The sequence below is a fragment of the Cryobacterium sp. RTC2.1 genome, from assembly GCF_035018685.1.
GTDB lineage: Bacteria > Actinomycetota > Actinomycetes > Actinomycetales > Microbacteriaceae > Cryobacterium > Cryobacterium glucosi.
Genome location: NZ_JASJXJ010000034.1, coordinates 1 through 20,500 on the forward strand (window position 1 = coordinate 1; position 20,500 = coordinate 20,500).

At 69.0% G+C, this 20,500-nt stretch carries 24 protein-coding genes and 2 tRNA genes; 14 read left to right on the plus strand and 12 right to left on the minus strand.

From position 1 onward, the window contains the following. From QN357_RS06520 to QN357_RS06535, 4 genes are all read left to right on the plus strand, one after another. On the plus strand, positions 1–1,519 hold a 1,519-nt coding region (locus QN357_RS06520), incomplete at its 5' end, for an ABC transporter ATP-binding protein (protein ID WP_323504690.1). Beyond that, positions 1,516–2,307: an energy-coupling factor transporter transmembrane component T family protein gene (locus QN357_RS06525; protein WP_134561231.1), complete on the plus strand. Its 792-nt coding sequence runs from the start codon at positions 1,516–1,518 to the stop codon at positions 2,305–2,307. The genes QN357_RS06520 and QN357_RS06525, both read left to right, overlap by 4 nt. After that, positions 2,294–2,929, plus strand: a complete 636-nt coding sequence (locus QN357_RS06530) for an ATP-binding protein (protein WP_322140838.1) — start codon at positions 2,294–2,296, stop codon at positions 2,927–2,929. The genes QN357_RS06525 and QN357_RS06530 overlap by 14 nt, the downstream gene beginning before the upstream one ends. After that, entirely contained in the window at positions 2,926–3,186 is a 261-nt protein-coding gene (locus QN357_RS06535) for a hypothetical protein (protein ID WP_134447692.1), read from the plus strand. The genes QN357_RS06530 and QN357_RS06535 overlap by 4 nt, the downstream gene beginning before the upstream one ends. Before the next feature lie 3 nt (positions 3,187–3,189). Here the strand turns inward: QN357_RS06535 and QN357_RS06540 are convergent, their stop codons facing one another. The 4 genes from QN357_RS06540 to orn all read right to left on the minus strand — a co-directional run bounded on the left by QN357_RS06540 (position 3,190) and on the right by orn (position 5,670). Next, positions 3,190–4,464: a hypothetical protein gene (locus QN357_RS06540; RefSeq protein WP_322135715.1), complete on the minus strand. Its 1,275-nt coding sequence runs from the start codon at positions 4,462–4,464 to the stop codon at positions 3,190–3,192. A 23-nt stretch (positions 4,465–4,487) separates the two neighbouring features. Beyond that, a complete protein-coding gene (locus QN357_RS06545) occupies positions 4,488–4,853 on the minus strand; it encodes a metallopeptidase family protein (protein WP_134559944.1) in 366 nt (121 codons plus the stop codon). A 72-nt stretch (positions 4,854–4,925) separates the two neighbouring features. Next, positions 4,926–5,001 (minus strand) — tRNA-His (locus QN357_RS06550). Positions 5,002–5,049: 48 nt separating this feature from the next. Continuing rightward, entirely contained in the window at positions 5,050–5,670 is a 621-nt protein-coding gene (gene orn, locus QN357_RS06555; protein ID WP_134447698.1) for an oligoribonuclease, read from the minus strand. 123 nt (positions 5,671–5,793) lie between these two features. Between orn and QN357_RS06560 the strand changes: the two genes are divergently transcribed. Beyond that, positions 5,794–5,869: transfer RNA gene (locus QN357_RS06560), tRNA-Arg, on the plus strand. A 49-nt stretch (positions 5,870–5,918) separates the two neighbouring features. Here QN357_RS06560 and QN357_RS06565 read toward each other — a convergent pair. After that, entirely contained in the window at positions 5,919–6,599 is a 681-nt protein-coding gene (locus tag QN357_RS06565; protein ID WP_134447813.1) for a VOC family protein, read from the minus strand. A 125-nt stretch (positions 6,600–6,724) separates the two neighbouring features. Here QN357_RS06565 and nadE point away from each other — a divergent pair, with 125 nt between their 5' ends. Beyond that, positions 6,725–7,546 carry an ammonia-dependent NAD(+) synthetase gene (gene nadE, locus QN357_RS06570; RefSeq protein WP_134447815.1) on the plus strand — a complete coding sequence of 274 codons (822 nt, stop codon included), beginning with the start codon at positions 6,725–6,727 and terminating at the stop codon, positions 7,544–7,546. A gap of 125 nt (positions 7,547–7,671) precedes the next feature. Here the strand turns inward: nadE and QN357_RS06575 are convergent, their stop codons facing one another. The 4 genes from QN357_RS06575 to QN357_RS06590 form a co-directional block, all read right to left on the minus strand. Beyond that, positions 7,672–8,385 carry a hypothetical protein gene (locus tag QN357_RS06575; protein ID WP_134559940.1) on the minus strand — a complete coding sequence of 238 codons (714 nt, stop codon included), beginning with the start codon at positions 8,383–8,385 and terminating at the stop codon, positions 7,672–7,674. Positions 8,386–8,477: 92 nt separating this feature from the next. Beyond that, on the minus strand, positions 8,478–8,735 hold the full coding sequence (locus QN357_RS06580; RefSeq protein WP_134447819.1) for a hypothetical protein: 258 nt from the start codon (positions 8,733–8,735) through the stop codon (positions 8,478–8,480). Positions 8,736–8,859: 124 nt separating this feature from the next. Then, positions 8,860–9,813, minus strand: a complete 954-nt coding sequence (locus QN357_RS06585; protein WP_322135716.1) for a DMT family transporter — start codon at positions 9,811–9,813, stop codon at positions 8,860–8,862. Beyond that, positions 9,814–10,824 (minus strand): aldo/keto reductase, encoded by a 1,011-nt coding sequence (locus QN357_RS06590; protein WP_134447823.1) that lies wholly within the window; start codon positions 10,822–10,824, stop codon positions 9,814–9,816. Between the two features lie 206 nt (positions 10,825–11,030). Between QN357_RS06590 and QN357_RS06595 the strand changes: the two genes are divergently transcribed. From QN357_RS06595 to QN357_RS06610, 4 genes are all read left to right on the plus strand, one after another. Then, positions 11,031–11,522: a single-stranded DNA-binding protein gene (locus QN357_RS06595; protein ID WP_134447824.1), complete on the plus strand. Its 492-nt coding sequence runs from the start codon at positions 11,031–11,033 to the stop codon at positions 11,520–11,522. A gap of 75 nt (positions 11,523–11,597) precedes the next feature. After that, a complete protein-coding gene (locus tag QN357_RS06600) occupies positions 11,598–12,053 on the plus strand; it encodes a DUF6993 domain-containing protein (RefSeq protein ID WP_241975440.1) in 456 nt (151 codons plus the stop codon). 5 nt (positions 12,054–12,058) lie between these two features. Further along, the gene (ettA, locus tag QN357_RS06605) at positions 12,059–13,741 is read left to right on the plus strand and encodes an energy-dependent translational throttle protein EttA (protein WP_134447826.1); all 1,683 of its coding nucleotides are present in this window, start codon (positions 12,059–12,061) and stop codon (positions 13,739–13,741) included. A 20-nt stretch (positions 13,742–13,761) separates the two neighbouring features. Then, positions 13,762–14,253 (plus strand): acyl-CoA thioesterase, encoded by a 492-nt coding sequence (locus QN357_RS06610; RefSeq protein WP_134447828.1) that lies wholly within the window; start codon positions 13,762–13,764, stop codon positions 14,251–14,253. Positions 14,254–14,264: 11 nt separating this feature from the next. On the opposite strand, the gene QN357_RS06615 is transcribed toward QN357_RS06610, so the two are convergent. After that, positions 14,265–14,714: a ubiquinol-cytochrome c reductase iron-sulfur subunit gene (locus QN357_RS06615; RefSeq protein WP_134447830.1), complete on the minus strand. Its 450-nt coding sequence runs from the start codon at positions 14,712–14,714 to the stop codon at positions 14,265–14,267. A 217-nt stretch (positions 14,715–14,931) separates the two neighbouring features. Here QN357_RS06615 and QN357_RS06620 point away from each other — a divergent pair, with 217 nt between their 5' ends. Together QN357_RS06620 and QN357_RS06625 are read left to right on the plus strand one after the other, a co-directional pair. Then, the gene (locus tag QN357_RS06620) at positions 14,932–15,468 is read left to right on the plus strand and encodes a sigma-70 family RNA polymerase sigma factor (protein WP_134447832.1); all 537 of its coding nucleotides are present in this window, start codon (positions 14,932–14,934) and stop codon (positions 15,466–15,468) included. Beyond that, the gene (locus tag QN357_RS06625) at positions 15,465–16,241 is read left to right on the plus strand and encodes a zf-HC2 domain-containing protein (RefSeq protein ID WP_322135717.1); all 777 of its coding nucleotides are present in this window, start codon (positions 15,465–15,467) and stop codon (positions 16,239–16,241) included. The genes QN357_RS06620 and QN357_RS06625 overlap by 4 nt, the downstream gene beginning before the upstream one ends. A 27-nt stretch (positions 16,242–16,268) precedes the next feature. Here QN357_RS06625 and QN357_RS06630 read toward each other — a convergent pair whose 3' ends face one another. Further along, entirely contained in the window at positions 16,269–17,144 is an 876-nt protein-coding gene (locus QN357_RS06630) for an acyl-CoA thioesterase II (RefSeq protein ID WP_322140837.1), read from the minus strand. Positions 17,145–17,211: 67 nt separating this feature from the next. On the opposite strand from QN357_RS06630, the gene QN357_RS06635 reads away from it, so the two are divergent. Both QN357_RS06635 and QN357_RS06640 read left to right on the plus strand, forming a co-directional pair. Beyond that, positions 17,212–17,889, plus strand: a complete 678-nt coding sequence (locus tag QN357_RS06635) for a hypothetical protein (protein WP_134447836.1) — start codon at positions 17,212–17,214, stop codon at positions 17,887–17,889. A 55-nt stretch (positions 17,890–17,944) separates the two neighbouring features. Beyond that, complete coding sequence (locus QN357_RS06640; protein WP_322135718.1) at positions 17,945–18,817, plus strand: pentapeptide repeat-containing protein; 873 nt, start codon at positions 17,945–17,947, stop codon at positions 18,815–18,817. Between the two features lie 9 nt (positions 18,818–18,826). Here the strand turns inward: QN357_RS06640 and QN357_RS06645 are convergent, their stop codons facing one another. After that, entirely contained in the window at positions 18,827–20,428 is a 1,602-nt protein-coding gene (locus QN357_RS06645; RefSeq protein ID WP_134447839.1) for a PucR family transcriptional regulator, read from the minus strand. Positions 20,429–20,500 lie beyond the last annotated feature (72 nt).

Here is a 20,500-nt window from a genome sequence, read left to right on the forward strand (position 1 = left end):
CCCCCGCGGCTGGGGCTGGCGGCACGCCGGACGGGGCGCGCCTGCGGTCTCCGGACTCGACCTCGACATCCGCCCCGGCGAACGGGTGCTCTTGCTCGGCGCGAGCGGCGCGGGCAAGAGCACTCTCGTGCACGCGCTCGCCGGAGTACTCGGATCTGAGGATGAGGGCGATGAGACCGGCGAACTTCTCGTCGACGGGCGGCGTCCTGCGGATGCCCGCGGCCGGGTCGGTCTCGTGCTGCAGGACCCGGATTCCCAGGTCGTGCTCGCAAGGGTCGGCGACGACGTCGCCTTCGGCTGCGAGAATCTCGCCGTGCCGCGCGACGAGATCTGGCGCAGGGTCGGTGCCGCCCTCGACTCGGTCGGCCTGCGGCTCCCGCTCGACCACCCGACCTCCGCGCTCAGCGGCGGCCAGAAACAACGCCTCGCACTGGCGGGCGTCCTCGCGATGCGGCCGGGCCTGCTCCTGCTCGACGAGCCGACTGCGAACCTCGACCCGGAGGGTGTCATCGAGGTGCGCGACGCCGTGCGCCGCACCCTCGACGCCTCCGGGGCGACCCTGATCGTGATCGAACACCGGGTTGCGGTGTGGCAGGACCTCGTCGATCGGGTCATCGTGCTCGATGCCGCCGGTGGAATCCTTGCCGACGGGCCGACCGGCACCGTGCTGCAGTCCGAGGGCGAACGGCTCGCAGCGGCAGGGGTCTGGGTGCCGCACCTCCCGCCGCGGCTTCCCGGCCGGCTGCCGAGCCGGCTACCTGCCGACCTCGGACTCCAGGCCGGGGGAGCCCAGACTCCCGACCTCCTGTTGAGCGCGAGCGGCCTCGCCGTCGGGCGGGTGCCGTTCGCCCGACGCACCGCACGGGTCGTCGCTGGCGGGATCGACCTCACCATCGGGGCGGGAACGGCGACCGCGATCACGGGCCCGAACGGCGCGGGTAAATCGACCCTCGCGCTCACCCTGGCCGGCCTGCTCGCCCCGGCGGGCGGCCGTCTCGCTGCGAGTCCCGGCCTCGCGGGCGGCCTCGGCACCGAACCGGTCCGCTGGCGTTCCCGCGCCCTGCTGACCCGGATCGGTACGGTCTTCCAGGACCCGGAACACCAGTTCCTCTCCGGCTCCGTGCGCGCTGAACTCGCCGTCGGCCCGCATGCCCTCGGCCTCGCCCCCGCGGAACAGGTCCGCCGGGTCGACGAGCTCCTCGAGAGGCTGCGGCTCGACCACCTGGCCGAAGCGAACCCCTTCACTCTTTCCGGCGGGGAGAAACGCCGGCTCTCGGTCGCGACTGTGCTCGCGAGCCGCCCGCGGGTGCTTGTGCTCGACGAGCCCACCTTCGGGCAGGACTCCCGGACCTGGCGGGAGCTCGTCGCCCTCCTCGTCGAGGTGCAGAGCGCGGGCACAGCCCTTGTCTTCGTCACCCACGACGAGCTCCTCGTCGACACGATCGCCGACTCCGAATACCGGCTCGCGGGTGGCAGGGCCGGGTCGGCGGCCGGCTCAGCGGCGGGGGCGCGCCGATGAGCCTCCTCACGCCGAGCATCCGCCCGAGCGCGGTCGCCCGGCTCAACCCCATCTCCAAGCTCGGTGCCGCGATCGTCGTGAGCCTCGCGCTGCTGCTCTCGATCGACTGGGTCTCGGCACTGGTCGCCCTCGCCCTCGAGGGCGTGCTGCTGTACTGGTGCGGGCTGAGCGCGCGGCAATTCTGGCTGCGCACGTCGACGCTGTGGATCGCAGCGCCCTTCGCGGGCCTGACGACGGTGCTGTATGGCCGCGACTCCGGAGCGGTGCTCCTGACAATCGGTTTCGTGACGGTGACGGACGGCTCGGTCCAGCTCGGCCTGGCCATCGCGCTCCGGGTACTCGCGATCGGCCTGCCGGGAATCGTCCTCCTGGCCACGACGGACCCCACCGACCTCGCCGACGGGCTCGCGCAGGTGCTGCGCCTGCCGGCCCGGTTCGTGCTCGGCGGACTCGCCGGCCTGCGTCTCGTCGGCATGTTCATCGAAGACTGGCGCTTCCTCAGCCTCGCCAGGCGCGCACGGGGTGTCGGCGACGGCGGCGGACCGATCGGGGCCCTCCGCCGCTTCTTCGGGCCGGCCTTCGCCCTGCTCGTCATCTCGGTACGCCGCGGGAGCAAGCTCGCAACGGCCATGGAGGCCCGCGGCTTCGGGACGGCGCCGCGCACCTGGGCCCGCGCATCGGCGATCGGGGCAGGGGACGCCGTGATGCTCGGCCTCGGCCTCGGCATCGCCGGCATCGCGATCGCGGTCGCGGTCTGGGCGGGGACGTGGCATTTTGTCCTCTCCTGACCAGGTGCTGCTCGCCCCGGTGCTGGCGGCGATCGCGGCGTTCCAGAGGGCGGATGCCGGGCCCATCGTGATCCTGATCGACGGGCCGAGCGGTGCGGGCAAGAGCACCCTCGCCGACCGCATCCTCGACGCCTGGCCGTCGACCGCCGGGCCGACGAGAGTGCGGCCCGCACTCATCCGTCTCGACGACATCTATCCAGGCTGGAACGGACTGGCCGCCGCGAGCGCACACCTGACCGAACACGTGCTGCGCCCGTTCCGGGCCGGACTGCCCGGCGCCTGGCGCCGCTATGACTGGGGAGCGGACGCGCCTGCGGAATGGCATCCGGTCGACCCGGCCCTTCCGCTCCTCGTCGAGGGCTGCGGCACGCTCGCAGCGGCCAATGCCGGCCTGAGCGACGTACGGATCTGGCTCACTGCCGACGACGAGGAACGCAAGCAGCGGGCCCTCGCGCGGGACGGTGAGGCATTCCGGTCGCACTGGGACCAGTGGCAGGCAGAATGGCAGGGATTCCTCGTGCGGGAGGAACCCGGACGATGGGCGACGATCGAACTCGACGGGACCCCCGGCCTCCGTGGAGATCGGGGAGATCGGGGAAATCGGACTAGCGTTAGGTCATGACTAGTCCAGCTCCCGAAGAAGTGTTCTACACCGCCGAATTCATCGATGGCCCCCTCGAGGGACAGGTCGATTCCCGAGTCCTCGTGCGGGGCGCGCATGACAGCCGGATCAGCATGGTCTCGCTCGTCGAGGGCATCGAGACCCTGTTCTGGTACGACGAGGTCGACGAACGCGACGTGCAGGGCCGGATCCATGTGCGCTACCGCTTCGACGCGACGGACAGCGACCCGTACGTGCCGGAAGACCAGCCGGAGTAGCCGCTACTGCTCCAGGAGTGCCGAGATCATCGGCACCGGGTTGAGCAGGCGCCAGCCGGGTCCGGGGGCGCTGATCGTCGTATCGAGCACGAGGGGTGAGGTCACGGCCTCCCCGCTCGCATCCACGGTGACCCGGCCGACCGTCGTACCGGAGCGGCCGGTCGCGAACGCGTCCAGGTCAAGCGTGGGTGCTCCTACCGGAGCGGCCTGCCAGCCGAAGCGGGTCTTGGCCGTCTTCACGACGCCAGAGGCCGTCGCGTCCCAGGGAGCGTCGAAACGCACGTACGCCGCGCCCTCCGCGAGGATCGGGAGGTCGGTGACTCCGGCCTGTGCACTGGCCATGAGCGCCTTCAGGTCGGCCGTCAGCGTGTCGTAGTCCGGCTCGCCGATCACGGCACCGGCGAAGGTGAAGGCCGCCGGCGCGGTTCCCACGCTTGCGGTGAACAGGAAACAGACGCCGCCGGCGTCCGTGTAGCTGCGGGAGAGGCCGGTGATGCCCTCCTCCGGCAGGTAGGCGGTCGTGTTGTCGACTCCGCGCTGGCCGACGAGGGCGGATGCCGGGCTCGCGAGGATCTGACTGATCACCGGGTTGGTCGCAGCGAGGCCCGCGAGCCGCGCCAGGTCCGTTCCGGTCCCGACGCTCGCATCCGCGAGGCCCGTGGCGTCCGCGACGTGGATGCCGGCCAGGCCCTCCTTCGTGAGCCAGGCGTTGGCGGCCGTGACGTAGGCGTCGAGGGAGCCGAAGGCCCACCGGGCGAGGGTATCCGCGTGGTTGTTGCTCGAACCGAGGATCATCGCCTGCAGGAGTTCCTGCTGCGTCCAGGTTTCGCCGGGGAAGACGATGACCGTGCGCGCACCGTTGGCCACGTAGTCGAGGTAGTCCTGGTAGTCGGCCGGCGTGATCGGCACCCCGGGCCCTGCGGCGCCGGCGTCGAGGGGCTTGGCCGAGAGCACGACCAGGGCGGCGACGATCTTCGCCGCGGCGGCCATCGGCAGCGGGGTTGTGCTGCCCGCTGCGGCGATCGGGGTGGTCGCGACCGTCGTCGCGGTCGTTGCCGCGCCGGCGGCCGGCGGCACGAGGCTCACGACGGCGCTCGTGCCCGCGGCAGGGAGCACCGGGGGAGTGGCGGCTGTCGCGGCGGCCGGTGCCGACACCACGGTCGCCTTCACCATCGGGAGCGGCCCGAGGAGCGTCGCGGGCCCGTAGACGCCGATGACAAGGATCGCCAGGGCACCGACCGTGATACCCAGGGCGCGGCCGGGCCGGAATTTACTCATGAGTCGAGGCTAACAAGTGCGGGTCATCCCCAGCCGAGCTCGTGCAGCCTGTCGTCATCGATCCCGTAGAAATGGCCGATTTCGTGCACGAGGGTGATGTGCACCTGATCGCGGAGCTCATCGAGGGAGTCGACGATCGCGAGCAGGGACTCCCGGTACAGGATGATGCGGTCCGGCATCTCGCCGAAACCGTACTGGTCGCGGTGCGTCAGGGCGACGCCGTCGTAGAGGCCGAGCGTGTCGAGGGAGCCGTCCTCCGGACGATCCTCGACCACGAAGATGACGTTCTCGAGCCCGTCGACCATGTCGTCGGGCAGGAGATCCAGCTCGTCGACGACGACCTTCTCGAATTCCTCGTGACTGAATTCATCGGGGCTGAGCTGCGGCATCCGTTCAGCATCTCACAGTGTTGATTTCACACAGTGTTGATCGTGAGGTGCTGAACGGATGCCTGCTCTACTTGGGGTGACTGACGGGGCTTGAACCCGCGACCTTCCGGACCACAACCGGACGCTCTACCAACTGAGCTACAACCACCATGTGCTGCGCTTTTCCCGAAGGAGCAGCGGCAACTCAAGAATTCTATTACACGTTTGGAGTGAATGCTGACACGGCTTCTGCCGCGCTCGCTTTTGCCTCGTCGCTCGTGGGTCCGGGGTCGGCCACGAACACGGTCTGGCGGTAGTACGCGAGTTCGCGAATCGACTCGAGGATGTCTGCGAGTGCGCGGTGCCCGCCGTCCTTCACCGGGGCGTTGAAGTACACCCGCGGGTACCAGCGACGGGCGAGTTCCTTGATGGAGGAGACATCGACGTTACGGTAGTGCAGCTGGTTGTCGAGGCGCGGCATGTACTTCGCGAGGAACGAGCGGTCCGTTCCGATCGAGTTTCCGGCGAGCGGCGCCTTCTGCTCCGCGGGAATGAACCTGAGAACGTACTCGAGGACCTCGAATTCGGCTTCCGCGGCGCTGACCCCGTTCGGGATCTCCTCGATGAGGCCGGAGGTCGTGTGCATATTGCGCACGAAGTCGTTCATATTCGCGAGCGCGGAGGCGTTCGGCTTGATGATGATGTCGAGGCCCGGGTCGATCACGTTGAGGTCGTAGTCGGTGATGACCACGGCAATCTCCACCAATTCATCGTTTTCCAGGTCTAACCCGGTCATCTCGCAATCAATCCAGACCAACCGGTCACTGCTTTTTGTCATGGTCCGAGTCTAGCGGCGGGGTCCGACGCGGTCCCCGGCCCGCCAGCGAGCCCGGGCCGGGCCTGGCCGGCGGATGCCCGGGGCGGCGGGGTCTGGGTCTGCGGTATCGTTGAAGCGCTCCGCGCCCCCGTAGCTCAGTGGATAGAGCAGCGGCCTTCTAATCCGCTTGTCGTTGGTTCGATTCCAACCGGGGGCACCACACCACACCACGCACGGCATTTCCGCGCAGCGGATGCCACGACACCCATTCATCGGATCCGGAGCAGGCTTCCGGCGCCCAGCGGGTACTCTCCCGGCCGGGGTCCCGTGGCCTCGACCAGGATCGGCCCGCTTGACGCCCCGCGGTCCGTGGTGGGAAACCAGGGACGGCCGGGTGAGACGAGGATCAGCAGGCCGTCGGTGTCTCCGACCGGTGCGAAGCTGCGGCCGGGCTCACCGGCGTACGGCCGGACATCCGCTTCGGTCTTCAGGAATTCGGCCGTCGCAAGCACGTCGTCCGTCGCGACGCCGACCTCGCTGATGCAGAGCAGGTCGGCGCTCGTGAATGCGCCGCGGGTGTTGTTGTCGAGGTCGCGACGGACGATGAACTCGAGGACCGAGCGGTCCGGCCCGGTGAAGTAGAGCGAGCGGGCGTTCCAGGCTGCGAACTCGAACTCGTCGGCATCGGGAGTGCCGATCAGGGCGGATCGGGGCTCGAGCCACTGCCGGGCTGCTGCGAACGTGTTCGAGGGGATCGTGACGGCCAGGTGGTGCCGGCCGACGGCGTCCTGGTCCTCAGAGAGTTCGAGCAGGGTCGTCCCGATGCGCACCTCAATCGTGGTCGGTTCCCTGGCGACCGTCCTGTCGACCGTGAGGAGGAGGACGTTCTCGAAGAATTCCGCTGCTTCGCTCGTGTCCCGAATGCGCGCGGACACCTTCGTGATCTGCATGGCTCCAGTCAAGACCTCCGCGTGGATGAAACAAAGCCCGCCGGACACACCCCGCTGAACAAACGCCGCTGAACAAAGCACCTCTCGCCGGGCGGCCGGGCCGGCCGTTTTGATAGATTCGATGCATGGGAGAACTTCAGGCGCGCATCATCGCCGAACTGCATGTGTCACCGACAATTGATCCGGCTACCGAGATTCGACGACGGGTGGACTTTCTCAAGGAGTACCTGGTGGGCTCGGGTGCGAAGGGGCTGATCCTCGGCGTCAGCGGTGGACAGGACTCCTCCCTCGCCGGGCGACTGGCCCAGATCGCAATCGAGGAGCTCGACGACGCCGGACAGGAATTTGAGTTCGTCGCCGTACGGTTGCCGTATGCCGTGCAGCACGATGACGCCGATGGCGAACTCGCGCTCGACTTCATCCAGCCGCACACCGCGCTCACCTTCAACGTGCAGCGCGCGGTCGACGGCATCGCGGCCGAATACGAGGACAGCACCGGCGAGACGCTGCCCGACTTCGACAAGGGCAACACCAAGGCCAGGGAGCGGATGGTCGCCCAGTACGCCATCGCCGGGGCGCGCGGACTCCTCGTGATCGGCACCGATCACGCCGCAGAGGCCGTCACGGGCTTCTTCACCAAGTACGGGGACGGCGGCGCGGACGTGCTGCCGCTCACCGGCCTGACCAAGCGCCAGGGCAGGGCGCTCCTCATCGAACTCGGGGCGCCGAAGCACCTCTACCTCAAGGCGCCGACGGCCGACCTGCTCGACGGCAATCCTGGCCAGACCGATGAGGACAACCTCGGCCTGCGCTACGAGCAGATCGACGACTACCTCGAGGGCCTCCCCGTCGACGAGGAGGTCGCTGCGGCGATCGAGGCACGGTTCCTGAACACGGAGCACAAGCGCCAGGTTCCGGCATCCCTCTTCGACCAGTGGTGGCGCTGAGCCCCGTGGCACCTGCAGTACGTCCCGCCGGACGCCGTTAAGCACGAATCGCCCGGAGCATCGAATGCTCCGGGCGATCTGCGGTACTGCCTGACCTGAGCTACTGCCTGACTACGGCTGCCTGACTACGGGTGGTTGATCGGTGCCGGACGCACCTCGAGGGCCTGGACATCGTCGAGGAGGCGCTGGGTCTCCGTCGACGGCGTGGACTGGCTCGCCGCGTGCACACTCGGCGTGGGCGGTGCGGGGACGGGCGCTGCCGGAAGGGCCTCGTTGAACTGGTCGTGGTGCTGCTGGGCTGCCCACGCATCCTGCTGGGCGAGAAGGCTGGATTCCGAGGTGGAGTTCTGCGTCTTCCACCGGTCGAGGTCGCTCTGGAACACCTTGCGGGTACGGCGGGGCTTGTCCTGCCACTCGATCAGTCGATCGCGGAATTCCAGCAGGGCGGGCTCGAGCTGGTAGCCGAATGTCGCCGAGGTGCGCTTGAGCTCGTTGAGCTGGTGCGAGGCCCAGTTGGCCGCGACGCCTGCGCCGGGAATCGGAAGCAGGCGAACCTGGATGTCGGCCTGGCCGACGGCACGGTCCGCCATGACCTGTTCCTGCGGGGTGAGCGAATTCCAGACGGATGCCTCGGTTGCGGCATCGATGAGGGCGCCGATGGCCGCAGCCTTGAGTTCCCTGTCGTGCTGGACGAGGAGCTGCTTGATGGCGCCGCGCCCGATCAGGGCCGTGAGAACGCCGGCGATCAGGATCGCGACAATGAACACTACGGCTGTGTTCACCACGGTCTGGTTGCTGGCTGCCGTGAGCCAGGATACGAAACTATTCCACCACGTCATGTGCGGCACTTTATCCTGAGCGCGGCGGGTTGGACGGCTTTGCCGACGGCGTGCCTCAATGTGGTCGGATATCTCACCGTGGCCACGGCGGGCTAGCGGAAGCAATCCGCGGCATCCGCCAGCTGCCAGAAGGTGCCCAGATCGAGGGTGCGGGTGGCCGGGAGCAGCCGCCGGGCCGCGAAGGACTCTCCGCGGTCGTCGAGCTTGCGTTCGATGTGGCCGAGGACGGCGCCCGAACGGCCGGTGACCCGCCAGAGACCGTCTTTCACCGGGACGAGGGCGAGGCCGCGAACGGACGCGACCTCGGGGAGAGCGGCTCGAAGCGGGGCCAGGAACGGGGTGTCGGTCATGGGGTCCTCCGGTGCCGGGTGGCGGGGTCTCGGGTAGCTGGTGCTGTGCTCAGCACGCTACGGGGGACCCCCGACATTCGACCGGCTGCCCGGTCGGCACCGGTAAACGAGGATGTCAGGAGCGCTAAGGCAGCTGGATGGCGCCGGTGACTCCGGGACCGGCCAGGTCCAGGTCAACGGGCCGGTTGGCCCGTGCCGTCTGCGCCACCACGATTCCAGCGAGGACGAGCAGTGCGCCGAACGCCTGGACGCCGTCGAGTGTTTCCCCGAGCCAGAGGAATGCGAACGCGAACGCGAAGATGACCTCAGACGCGGACACGATGCCCGCAGCCGTCGCGGTCAGGCGGGCGAGGGCCATATACGAGAGCAGGTACGGGGCGAAGGAGCCGAGCACCCCGTTCCAGAGCAGGAGTGTCCAGAGCGGAGCTGCCACGGTCGCGAGGTTGCCGTGCAGGTGCACGGTTTCCGTGAGGAGTGCGGGGTCGATCTGCCACCATCCGCTGAACAGCAGCCAGAACGCGCTCGCGAACAGCATCGACCAGAACGCGACGGCGAGGGGCGAGGAGGTCGCGACCTGGCGCTCACCGACGAGGAAGTAGATCGCGAGGCAGATCGCCGCCGCGACGCCGGCGATGACCCCGAGCGTCGACAGCGGGCTCGCCCAGATCTGCGCGACGATGGCCATGCCCACGAGGACGCCCCCGATCGCCCACCAGATTCGTGGCTTGACGCGCTCCTTGAACGCGAAACGCGCCACGAGGGCGATCAGGAGCACCCCGGAGTACTCGAGCATGAGCGCTATCCCGACGGGGAGCAGACTGACCGCGACGGCGTAGAACCACTGGATGAGTGCGACCCCGGCGACGCCGAGCAGCGCCATGACGGCGAGCTGGCTCCTGTCGATGCGGAATGCCCGCCGGTTCGTCACGAGCAGGACGGCGCCCGCGAGCGCCATGATCACCGTGACCCTGACGAAGGTCAGCTGCGCGGGGGACAGCCCCGCCTCAACGATGACCTTCGTCGTCGAGCCGTTGAGCCCGAAGAGCAGGGACGCGAGGAGCGCGTACAGATACCCCAATCAGGAGTCCCGGCCGGTGCCGTGCACCGCGAACGGTTCGATGCCGGTGATCTCGGCCTCGCTGAGAGCCGGCGCGTCGAGGGCGGCGACGGTCTGTTCGAGCTGGTGAACGCTGCTTGCCCCGACGAGCACGCTCGTCACCTGCGGCTGACGCAGGATCCACGTCACCGCCAGCTGGGCCAGGGTCTGGCCCCGGCCGAGCGCGATCTCGTTGAGGGCCCTTGCCCGCTCGAAATAGGTGTCCGTCAGGGCGTTCTCCGAAAGGAAACGGCTCGTCGCCGCGCGAGAGCCCTCCGGGACACTCCCGCCGAGGTAGCGGTCGGTGAGGAGACCCTGGGCGAGGGGGGAGAAGACGATGCTGCCGATGCCGAGCTCGTCGAGCACGGGGAAGAGGCCGTCCTCGATGTGCCGGTCGAACATGGAATACCGCGGCTGGTGGATGAGGAGCGGGATCCTGTGCTCGGCGAGTGCGGCGGCAGCGGCCCTGGTCTCCTCAGGGGAGTAGTTGGACACGCCGACGTAGAGCGCCTTGCCCTGCTGGACGGCGGTCGCGAGGGCGCCCATCGTCTCCTCGATCGGGGTCTCCGGGTCTGGACGGTGCGAGTAGAAGATGTCCACGTAGTCGAGGCCGAGGCGCCCGAGGCTCTGGTCGAGGGACGACAGCAGGTACTTGCGCGAACCGAAGTCGCCGTATGGGCCCGCCCACATGTCGTACCCGGCTTTGCTCGACACGATGATCTCGTCGCGGTACGGCCTGAAGTCCTCCGCGAAGACCCGGCCGAAGTTGGTTTCGGCAGCTCCATACGGCGGGCCGTAGTTGTTGGCGAGGTCGAAGTGGGTGACGCCGAGGTCGAAGGCCCTGCGGAGGATGGCCCGCTGGGTGTCGATGGGGCGTTCGTTTCCGAAGTTGTGCCAGAGGCCGAGCGACAGGGAAGGGAGCTTGAGGCCGCTCCGTCCGGTCCGGCGATAGGTCATGTCCGAATAGCGGTTCTCAGCGGCGACAAAGCTCATGGAATCACTCTAGGGCCGGAGGGGAGGGTCCCCTCCTCAACAGGCATCCGTTCCGTGGCGTCTTCCCCGCACAGGGATGCCGCGGACCGTCCTCCCGCACGCGGCGGCACACTCGGAGGTGACCCGGGGGCGTCGGAGACAGGCACGAGCGTCGCCCCCGGGCCGACGCCGGGCGAGCGTCCGGCGACGACCAGGACGGGAGACCCATGAGCAACAGCATTACCGTGACCGGAATCGTGGCGACGACGCCGCGCCACCTCGTGACGAGCGCAGGCCTCGCGATCACCTCCTTCAGGCTGGCCTCCGGGCAGCGCCGGTACGACCGGACCCTGCACAGCTGGGTCGACGCCGACACGAACTGGTACACCGTGACCGCATTCCGTCACCTTGCGCACAACGTCGTGCGTTCGGTGCGGAAGGGCGAGCATGTCCTCGTCGCCGGGCAGCTTCGGGTGCGGGCGTGGCAGAACGCCGAACGATCCGGCACCTCCGTCGAGGTCGAGGCCGAGGCGGTCGGCCACGACCTGTCCTGGTGCACGACGAACTACCTGCGCCCGGTCACGGACGCGGCCGCGGTCCGGGGGCTCCCGACTGCGCCGGATCCGGCCGGCGCGTCGGGCGCTTCCTCCGGCGAGACAGTCCCGCCCGCCGGTGTCACGACCGTCGTCACTGGCGAGTCGGCCGTGCGGTCGGTTTAGACTCGATGGCACTGGCCGCACCGCGGCCTCGGGAGGACACACGTGCCGGCAGTACACAGGACGACAATCCGGCCCGTGGTCGCCGTCGTCATCGCCGGCCTTGTTGTCGCAGCCCTGGCCGGCTGCTCCGCAAGCACCGCTGAACCCACGCCCGTCGCGGCCACACCGACAAGCGTTCCGGTTGCCACCGCCACGGCGGCGCCGGCACCGGCCGTGCGGCCCGAACTCGGCGCCCAGGCGAACCTCGCATACTTCAACCAGGTCGCTGCGGCCGTTGATCCCGCGACGGGCGGTCGCGGCTTCGTGGACGCTCTCGTCGCCGCCGGATTCGACAAGGCGATGATGGAGGTCGGGTTCGACAAGACGAGCGTCAATCTCGACGCCGACTCCGTGCAATTCTCGGTCCGCTTCCCGGACGGCTGCCTGATCGGACAGAACGGGTCGAAGTCCGGCGGGTACCACAGCATGGTCACGTCCGCGATCTCGACCGGCCGGTGTCTGATCGGGGCCACGCGGCAAATAGACTGGTAAGCACTATGGCCGAATTTATTTATACGATGGTCCGCGCACGCAAGGCGGTAGGCGACAAGCTCATCCTCGACGACGTCACGATGTCGTTCTTCCCCGGCGCCAAAATTGGCATCGTCGGGCCGAACGGCGCCGGAAAGTCCACGATCCTCAAGATCATGGCCGGGCTCGACACCCCGAGCAACGGCGAGGCGAAACTCTCGCCCGGCTACAGCGTCGGCATCCTGATGCAGGAGCCGGAACTCGACGAGACCAAGACGGTCCTCGAGAACGTGCAGGAAGGCGTCGGCCCGATCAAGGCCAAGGTCGACCGGTTCAACGAGATCAGCGCCGCCCTCGGCGAACCCGACGCGGACTTCGACACCCTCCTCGCCGAAATGGGCACACTCCAGGAAGCCATCGACGCCGCCGACGCCTGGGACCTCGACTCCCAGCTCGAACAGGCGATGGATGCCCTCCGCACGCCGCCGGGAGACTCTGCCGTCGCCGACCTCTCCGGTGGTGAGAAGCGCCGCGTTGCGCTGACGAAGCTCCTGCTGCAGAAGCCGGACCTGCTCCTCCTCGACGAGCCCACCAACCACCTCGACGCCGAAAGCGTGCTCTGGCTCGAGCAGCACCTCGCCCAGTACGCCGGCGCCGTGCTCGCCGTCACCCACGACCGGTACTTCCTCGACCACGTCGCCGAATGGATCGCCGAAGTCGACCGTGGCCACCTCTACCCCTACGAGGGCAACTACTCGACCTACCTTGAGAAGAAGCAGGAACGGCTCATGATCGCGGGCAAGAAGGACGCGAAGATGGCCAAGCGTCTCGCCGATGAACTCGAGTGGGTCCGCTCGAACGCCAAGGGACGCCAGGCCAAGTCCAAGGCACGTCTCGCCCGCTACGAGGAGATGGCCGCCGCGGCCGAGAGCACCCGCAAGCTCGACTTCGAAGAGATCCAGATCCCGGTCGGCCCGCGTCTCGGTGCCCAGGTCATCGACGCGAAGAAGCTGCACAAGGGCTTCGGCGACCGCGTGCTCATCGACGGGCTCAGCTTCACCCTCCCGCGGAACGGCATCGTCGGCATCATCGGGCCGAACGGCGTGGGAAAGACGACCCTGTTCAAGACGATCGTCGGCAAGGAGCCGCTCGACGGCGGCGAGCTGAAGATCGGCGAGACCGTCGACATCTCCTACGTCGACCAGGACCGCACCGGAATCGACCCGAACAAGTCCCTCTGGGAGGTCGTCTCCGACGGCCAGGACTACATCCAGGTCGGCAAGACCGAGATCCCGTCCCGCGCCTACGTGTCGACCTTCGGATTCAAGGGACCCGACCAGCAGAAGAAGGCCGGCGTGCTCTCCGGTGGAGAGCGCAACCGCCTCAACCTCGCGCTCACACTCAAGCAGGGCGGAAACCTGCTGCTCCTGGATGAGCCGACTAACGACCTCGACGTCGAAACCCTCGGCTCCCTCGAGAACGCGCTCCTCGAGTTTCCCGGTTGCGCCGTGGTCATCACTCACGACCGGTGGTTCCTCGACCGGATCGCGACCCACATCCTCTCCTACGAGGGCACGGATGAGAACCCGGCGAGCTGGTACTGGTTCGAGGGAAACTTCGAGTCCTACGAGCAGAACAAGATCGAGAGGCTCGGCCCCGACGCCGCGAAGCCGCACCGGTCCGCGTACCGCAAGCTCACGCGCGACTAGGCCGGGAACGGGCCAGCGAGATGAAGCTGCACGTGCCGATCAGCCTGCGCTGGTCAGACCTCGATGCATACGGCCACGTCAACAACGCCTCGATGCTGCGCCTCCTCGAGGAGGCGCGCATCCAGGCGTTCTGGCTCGACGACGAGGTTGAGCCGGGCTCGGGGGCCGGGACCGCCGTTCTCGACGGCCGGCCGGGCGCGGCAACGCTGACCGTGATCGCGCGCCTCGAAGCCGAGTACCTGTTGTCGATCCCGTACCTGCGGCAGCCGGTGGACATCCGTCTCTGGCTCGGCAAGGTCGGCGGGGCGAGCCTCGAGGTGTGTTACGAGGTGTGGGGGCCGGTGGAGGCCGAGTCGGCGGTGCTGTACGCGCAGGCCAGCACCACGATCGTGCTCATCGATGCGGCAACCCAGCGCCCGCGCAAGATCACCGACGAGGAGCGTGCGGCGTGGCTGCCCTACCTCGAAGACCCGGTGCGATTCACCCGCAGGGCTGCCCTTCCGGAAGACTGAACTCCATACGTTCAGCTTGCGGTGACGGAGTCTCCCGAAACCGAGACGGTGATGCCGATCAGTGGCTTCGGGGCGGGGCCCGCGAGAACGGCGCCCGTTGCCGTGTCGAACTTCGAACCGTGGCACGGGCAGTCGAAGGACGTGTCGACGAGCTTCACGATGCAGCCCTGGTGCGTGCACACGGCGCTGAAGGCCACGACCTTGCCTGCGGTTGGCTGGCTGACGAAGATGGCCTTGCCATTCAGGGCGGTCTCGATCGAGCCGCCGACCGGGATGTCGGAGAGCTTGGCGACCACGGTCCCGCCCGCAGACGATGTTGCGGCCCCGGTCGAACCTCCGGCCGATCCGGCGCCGGTGCCGCCCGTCGTGGTCGGGGCGCAGGCGGCCAGGGTCACGGCGGCGGTGCCTGCGGTGCCGATCAGCAGTGCGGTGCGGCGGGAGACCGCGGTGTCGTTCGTCATGATTCTCCTCGTGATGGTGGTCGTGGCGGTCGGTGACGGCGAATGGGCTGCTCCCCGTTCGCAAGCTGGCGCTACTCGTTAGGGTGCTACTAGTTACTACGAAACTGCCCGGTCAACGGTTCAAAGCCCATCACGGAAAATCGACGGACTTCGACAAAACCCGGCGGAAACTGAACGAACGGCGCAGCGAGCCCGTGTTAACCATAGGAGGTGTGCCGTGGCGGAGAAACCCGGACGCGGGGAGCGGCCCGTCGACGCGCGTGCCGACCTGCTGCGCGCCCTGCATGATGCGCACGCCGTGGCGCTCCGTCGGTACGTGACCCGGCTGACCGGGGATTCCGCCCTGGCCGATGACGTCGTGCAGGAGACCCTGTTGCGCGCCTGGCGACTGCCCCGGGTGCTCGACGATGCTGACTCGGCACGCGCCTGGCTCTTCACCGTCGCCCGCCACCTCGTCATCGACGAATGGCGTTCCGCCAGGAACCGCCACGAAATCAGCACAGACGAACTCCCCGAGCGTCTGACGAACGACGCGACGGCAGCGCTCCTCGACGCGTGGCTCGTGGCGGATGCCCTCGACGGCCTCTCCGCAGACCACCGGGCCGTGGTCGTCTTCGCCTACTACCGCGGACAGTCGGTCGCCGAGACCGCGCGCTCCCTCGACATCCCGGAGGGCACTGTGAAGTCGCGCCTGCACTACGCCCTGCGTGCCATGCGCCTGAGTCTCACCGAGAAGGGAGTGACCGAGCGATGACCACGACAGGATCCGGTGCATCAGACACCGGGCGCGTACCCCGGTCAGGGCGTGACCCGTACGCCGAGTGGGACGCCGCCTACGTGCTCGGCGCGCTCGCGACCGAAGAACGCCACGACTACGAACGCCACCTGCGCACGTGCGCGGACTGCACCCGTCGGGTTGCCGAGATCGCCGGGATCCCCGGTCTTCTCGGCCTCGTGCCGACCGCCGAGGTGTTGGAGACCGCGGCGTCACCGGGCGTCCTCCCTCGCAGCGACGGCCTGCCGCGGCTGCTCGATGCTGCGCGGCGGCGCAGGCGGCGCGGGCGGATACTGCAGGCCGGGCTCCTGCTCGCCGTGGCGGCCGTCGCTGCGACGGTCGCGATCGTGCTGCCGGCCCGGCTCGCCCCGGCGTCGATCGCGGAACCTCCCGGGGAGCTCGTCACACTGCACCAGGTGGTCCCGAACCCGCTGAGCGCGGATGTCCGCCTGGCGGCTCAGCCCGGCGGCACCCGCATAGACGGCTCGTGCAGCTATGGCCTGCCCGAATCCGGCACCGAATCCGGCACCGGCACCGGCGCCGCGGCCGAGCGGGCGTACGCGATGTTCGTCACGGACCGGAACGGGGAGGCGACGCAGGTCGCGAGCTGGCTCGCGGGTCCCGGCATGACGGTCCCCGTCGCGGGAACCACGAAACTGGACACCGACGAGATCGCGTCCGTCGACATCCGTTTGCAGCCCAACGGCATCGTGCTGCTCGCGGCCGAGCCCGGGGTGGAGCAGGCGCAGTAGTCCCGCGCAGTGATCCCGGGCCGGCTGCTATTCCTTGTTCGCGGGAACCCGGACCATGCCCTCCTGGGCAACGGTCGCGAGCAGGAGACCCTCACGGCTGTAGATGCTGCCGGTGGAGAGTCCTCGGCCGCCCTGGGCGGTGGGGGAGTCCTGGACGTAGAGCATCCACTCGTCGACGCGCCCGAAGCGGTGGAACCACATCGCGTGGTCGAGGCTCGCGACCTTGAGCCCCGGCGTCGACCACGCGATGCCGTGGCGGCGCATGACCGGCTCCATGATCGAGTAATCGCTCGCGTATGCGAGGGCGGCACGGTGCAGGTCGGGGTCGTCGGGAAGCGCGCCGAGGGTCTTCATCCACACGGCCTGGTGACTGGTGTGCTCGCCCTTGACCTGAAGGTAGATCGGCGAAGGCACGTGCCGCATGTCGAACGGGCGCTCGCTCGCCCAGTAGCGGGCGATGGTGTGGTCGACCTGGGAGAGGGACTCCGCTGCGGTCGGCAGCGACTCGGGGTCCGGCAACCCGGCCGGCATGTCGATGTGGTGTTCGAGGCCCTCGTCATCGTCCTGGAACGACGCGATCATCGAGAGGATCGGGTGGCCGTTCTGGTACGCCTGGGTGCGCCGGGTGGAGAAGGAACGGCCGTCGTGGATCCGGTCGACGGAGAACGTGATCGGCTGGCTGACGTCCCCCGGACGGAGGAAGTAGCCGTGCATCGAGTGCGGGTGGCGGTCGTCAGGCACCGTGCGCATCGCCGCGACGAGGGACTGGGCGAGAACCTGCCCGCCGAACACGCGGCCGAGGGGCATCCACTGCGACGGGCCGGTGAAGATGTCCTCGCTCGTGCGCGCCCCTGTGTCGGTCAGGTCGAGGGCGTTCAAGAGACCTTCCATCGGCATGTCCATGCGTCCTCCTCGGCAGTGTGTGCGAAGTCGGTATGAGCCTCGCCGTACCTTGGTAGTTTAGGAGCAGATGAGCCAGTCATTTATTCTCACGGATTCCTTTGCCCTCAGCGATCTGCAGGTCTACCTGTCGCGCGCCAGCCGTATCGAGGACGGTTCGGTGCGCCTGATTTCGGCCGCCGGCGCGCTCGCGGTGTACTCCGCGATCCTCTACCCGCGCGGCCTCCTCGACGGGAGCCCGACCGTGCTCGGCCTGCGCACCTTCGGCCTCGACGAACCCGTCGAACTCGACGCCGTCGTGCCGGTGCGTTCCCTGCTCGATCGGGTCGCCCGCCTCGCCGCCGCGGGAAGCGACCCGGAGGCGCCGGTCGCGGTGACCGTGCCGCTCGAGGTCACTACCGTGACCTGGGCCGGTATCTCCCCGCCCCGGGGTGGCTGGAAACTCCTCGGCGAGACGGATGCCGCGCTCCTGACGGGCGCTGCGGCCGCCGGTATCGACGAGGTCGCCTCCACCGTGCCGCGGGACTCGGGCGCGCAGGTCGTGCAGCGGGTCCGTGCAGAGGTCTGGGGTCGCCCGATCGCGGGACTCGAGATCGTTCCGGCCGGGGCGGCGTTCGCGGCGGTGAGTCTCGGCTTCCTGCCCAAGGACGAACCGGTGCGGCTCTTCGAGACCGGGCCCTGGACCCGGCTCAGCACGAGCCGCGGCCACATCCTCGTGCGTCGCAAGCCCTGGTCGTTGCGCGCCTGACCCGTGCCCGGGAATTCCGGTTGTCCCTCCCGGATCGCGGACTACGATGAACGCGATGACGGAACGAACCAGGGTTGAGGTCGGGCGCCGCGAGGACCTCGGTGCCGACTGCGCCAGTTGCTTCGGACTCTGCTGCGTCGCCCTGGCGTTCACCAGGTCCGCCGACTTCCCGTTCGACAAGCCGGCCGGCGATCCCTGCGAGAACCTCGACGAACGCGACGCGTGCCGCGTGCACGCGGAGTTGCGTCCCCGGGGATTCACCGGCTGCACCGTGTTCGACTGTTTCGGTGCCGGCCAGAAAGTCTCGCAGCAGACCTTCGCCGGCCGGTCCTGGCGGGACGATCCCGGGACTAGGGACGCCATGTTCGCCATCTTCCCGATCGTTCGGCGGCTGCACGAACTCCTCTGGTACCTCGAGCAGGCGATCAGCCTTGTCGGGGACACGGGTGATCCGGCTCCGCTGATGTCGCGCTTCGATCGCGTCAGCGCGCTCAGCCGGGAGCAGCCGGATCGGCTCGCGAGCCTCGACGTCGACGCGGAGTACGACGCGGCCCGGTCGCTGCTCCTCCAGGCGAGCGAGGACGCGCGCAGGGGAATCCTCGGCGAAACCCGGGATCGAGGAGTTCGGCGCCGGCTCGGACCGGGGAGAGACCTGGCGGCCGCGGCACTCACCGGTGCGGACCTTCGTGGACTGAGCCTGCGCGGCTCCCTCCTGATCGGAGCGGATCTCAGCGGAGCCCGGCTGTCGTACTGCGACCTCCTCGGCGTCGACCTTCGCAACGCGAACTTGGCCGGAGCGGACCTCGCAGGCGCGATCTACCTGACCCAGATGCAGGTCAGCAGCGCCAGAGGCGACCAGCTCACCGTCCTGCCCCGGGGATTCGTGCGCCCAGCGCACTGGAGCGCGGGCGAGCAGAACCGCCCGTGAGACGGTATCTCAGATACTGAGGTGCTCAGGGGGTGATCCGGCGTCGTCACCGGACGCGAGCAGCGCCGCCCAGATGTCGGCGCGGGCGTGGAAGGTGCCGAAGTCACGGCCGAGGAGCGCCTCGGCCTGGCTCACCCGGGCGCGCACGGTGTGCCGGTGCACACCGAGCTCGGTGGCCGCTGGACCGAATTGCCCGTTGTGCTCCAGCCAGACCCGGAGCGTGCGGACGAGTTCGGTGCCGTGGACGGCGTCGTGCGCCGTGAGCGGCTGGAGCGTCGCGCGTCCGACCTCCGAGGCATCCGTGCCGGCGAGGAACGCGAGAACGCCCTGTCGGGAGATCACGTCGAATTCGACGATGCCTGGCGCGCCCTCGTGCGAGCGTTCGAGGGCCTGGCGGGCCTGGGCGAGGGCGTGCGGCAGCTCACGGTACCTGGTCCGGTCCGAGAGCCCGAGGTGCAACCCGAAGCCGACGAGCTCATCGAGCAGGGGCCCGGCAGTGGCGTCGACGCACAGGACCACGAGGCCGCCCTGGCGCGCGAAGAACAGGTGTCCAGGGCTCTCCTCCACCCGGAGCTCGAGGAACTCGGTCAGGGCGTCCAGCCGCCCTGGCGCGGGGTCGGTCACGGCGACCCGTACCGGCTCGAACGGGAGCGGCCCCCACATCTCCCCGGAGGTCGCCTGCACGAGGTCGACGTCGCCGCCGAGCAGCGCGTGCAGCAGCCCGGACCTGAGGAGCCCGCGCGCCCGGTCGAGTGCACTGTTCTGCTCGAGCGCGAGCCCCGCGAGCGCGATCACGCTCGTCACGACCTCCTGGCTGGCTTGGTCGAGCTCGCCGGGACCCCCGTGGGCGAGGACGCCGCGCAGCTGGTCGCGTCGACCCAGGGTCTGCAGGGTCAGCGTCTCTCCGCCGGTCGAAACCGACGTGCTGGCCCGCTGCCCGCGTCGGATCAACTGGGCTGCCTCGCGCTGCACCCGGTCGAGAGAGCCGCGTGAAGCGGATGCGCCCGCGAAGGTGTCCCGGGGGAAGACCCGGTCGAGGGCGCCGCTCATGTCGAAGAGCGCGACCCAGTGGCCGAGTTGCCGCGACAGCTCGCTGAGGGTAGCGCTGAGGCCGTCCGGGCGGAGCGCCGCGAGCGCGATGGCCCGCTGGGCGCCGAGCGCCCAGGTGCTCCTGGCATAGCGGAGTTCGGCGACGAGGTCGCCGGCGGCCCGGGCGACGGCGATGAACGGCGTCTCGTACGGCACTTCGACGAGGGGGAGTCCGCGGGACTGGCAGGCCGCGACGAGGGCGTCGGGGGTGCCGGAGCGGAGGACTTCCGTGCCGAAGCCGAGGCAGACGATGCCGCGGTCGCGCAGCCGGGTCACGTAGTCGACGTAGAACGCGTCCGTGACAGCCTCCGCGAACTGGCGTCCTGTCGTCAGCAGTACCTGGTGTGCTGACAGGAACGGGGTCGGGTCGGCGAGGTCTGAGCTGTGCACCCATTCGACGGGCTGGTCGAGGGCGTGCGGCGGCAGGCCGGCCTCCGGAGTGAGCAGCCGCAACCGCAGGTCCGGCCGGTCGAGGAGGCGGCGCAGCCCGGGCAGCGGCGGCGGTGCGTTGAGCGGGGGCATGCGCCGAGTGTACATCGTGTCGAAACTTAGCCGGCATTCTGTACATAGCGGCGAGCGCGCTGCCGTCGGCGC

Coding starts and splice junctions, on each gene's coding strand:
- QN357_RS06525 (WP_134561231.1), top strand. CDS start 1,516: ATGAGCCTCCTCACGCCGAGCATCCGCCCGAGCGCGGTCGCCCGGCTC.
- QN357_RS06535 (WP_134447692.1), top strand. CDS start 2,926: ATGACTAGTCCAGCTCCCGAAGAAGTGTTCTACACCGCCGAATTCATC.
- QN357_RS06540 (WP_322135715.1), bottom strand. CDS start 4,464: ATGAGTAAATTCCGGCCCGGCCGCGCCCTGGGTATCACGGTCGGTGCC.
- QN357_RS06545 (WP_134559944.1), bottom strand. CDS start 4,853: ATGCCGCAGCTCAGCCCCGATGAATTCAGTCACGAGGAATTCGAGAAG.
- orn (WP_134447698.1), bottom strand. CDS start 5,670: ATGACAAAAAGCAGTGACCGGTTGGTCTGGATTGATTGCGAGATGACC.
- QN357_RS06565 (WP_134447813.1), bottom strand. CDS start 6,599: ATGCAGATCACGAAGGTGTCCGCGCGCATTCGGGACACGAGCGAAGCA.
- nadE (WP_134447815.1), top strand. CDS start 6,725: ATGGGAGAACTTCAGGCGCGCATCATCGCCGAACTGCATGTGTCACCG.
- QN357_RS06575 (WP_134559940.1), bottom strand. CDS start 8,385: ATGACGTGGTGGAATAGTTTCGTATCCTGGCTCACGGCAGCCAGCAAC.
- QN357_RS06580 (WP_134447819.1), bottom strand. CDS start 8,735: ATGACCGACACCCCGTTCCTGGCCCCGCTTCGAGCCGCTCTCCCCGAG.
- QN357_RS06590 (WP_134447823.1), bottom strand. CDS start 10,824: ATGAGCTTTGTCGCCGCTGAGAACCGCTATTCGGACATGACCTATCGC.
- QN357_RS06595 (WP_134447824.1), top strand. CDS start 11,031: ATGAGCAACAGCATTACCGTGACCGGAATCGTGGCGACGACGCCGCGC.
- ettA (WP_134447826.1), top strand. CDS start 12,059: ATGGCCGAATTTATTTATACGATGGTCCGCGCACGCAAGGCGGTAGGC.
- QN357_RS06610 (WP_134447828.1), top strand. CDS start 13,762: ATGAAGCTGCACGTGCCGATCAGCCTGCGCTGGTCAGACCTCGATGCA.
- QN357_RS06615 (WP_134447830.1), bottom strand. CDS start 14,714: ATGACGAACGACACCGCGGTCTCCCGCCGCACCGCACTGCTGATCGGC.
- QN357_RS06625 (WP_322135717.1), top strand. CDS start 15,465: ATGACCACGACAGGATCCGGTGCATCAGACACCGGGCGCGTACCCCGG.
- QN357_RS06630 (WP_322140837.1), bottom strand. CDS start 17,144: ATGGACATGCCGATGGAAGGTCTCTTGAACGCCCTCGACCTGACCGAC.
- QN357_RS06635 (WP_134447836.1), top strand. CDS start 17,212: ATGAGCCAGTCATTTATTCTCACGGATTCCTTTGCCCTCAGCGATCTG.
- QN357_RS06640 (WP_322135718.1), top strand. CDS start 17,945: ATGACGGAACGAACCAGGGTTGAGGTCGGGCGCCGCGAGGACCTCGGT.
- QN357_RS06645 (WP_134447839.1), bottom strand. CDS start 20,428: ATGCCCCCGCTCAACGCACCGCCGCCGCTGCCCGGGCTGCGCCGCCTC.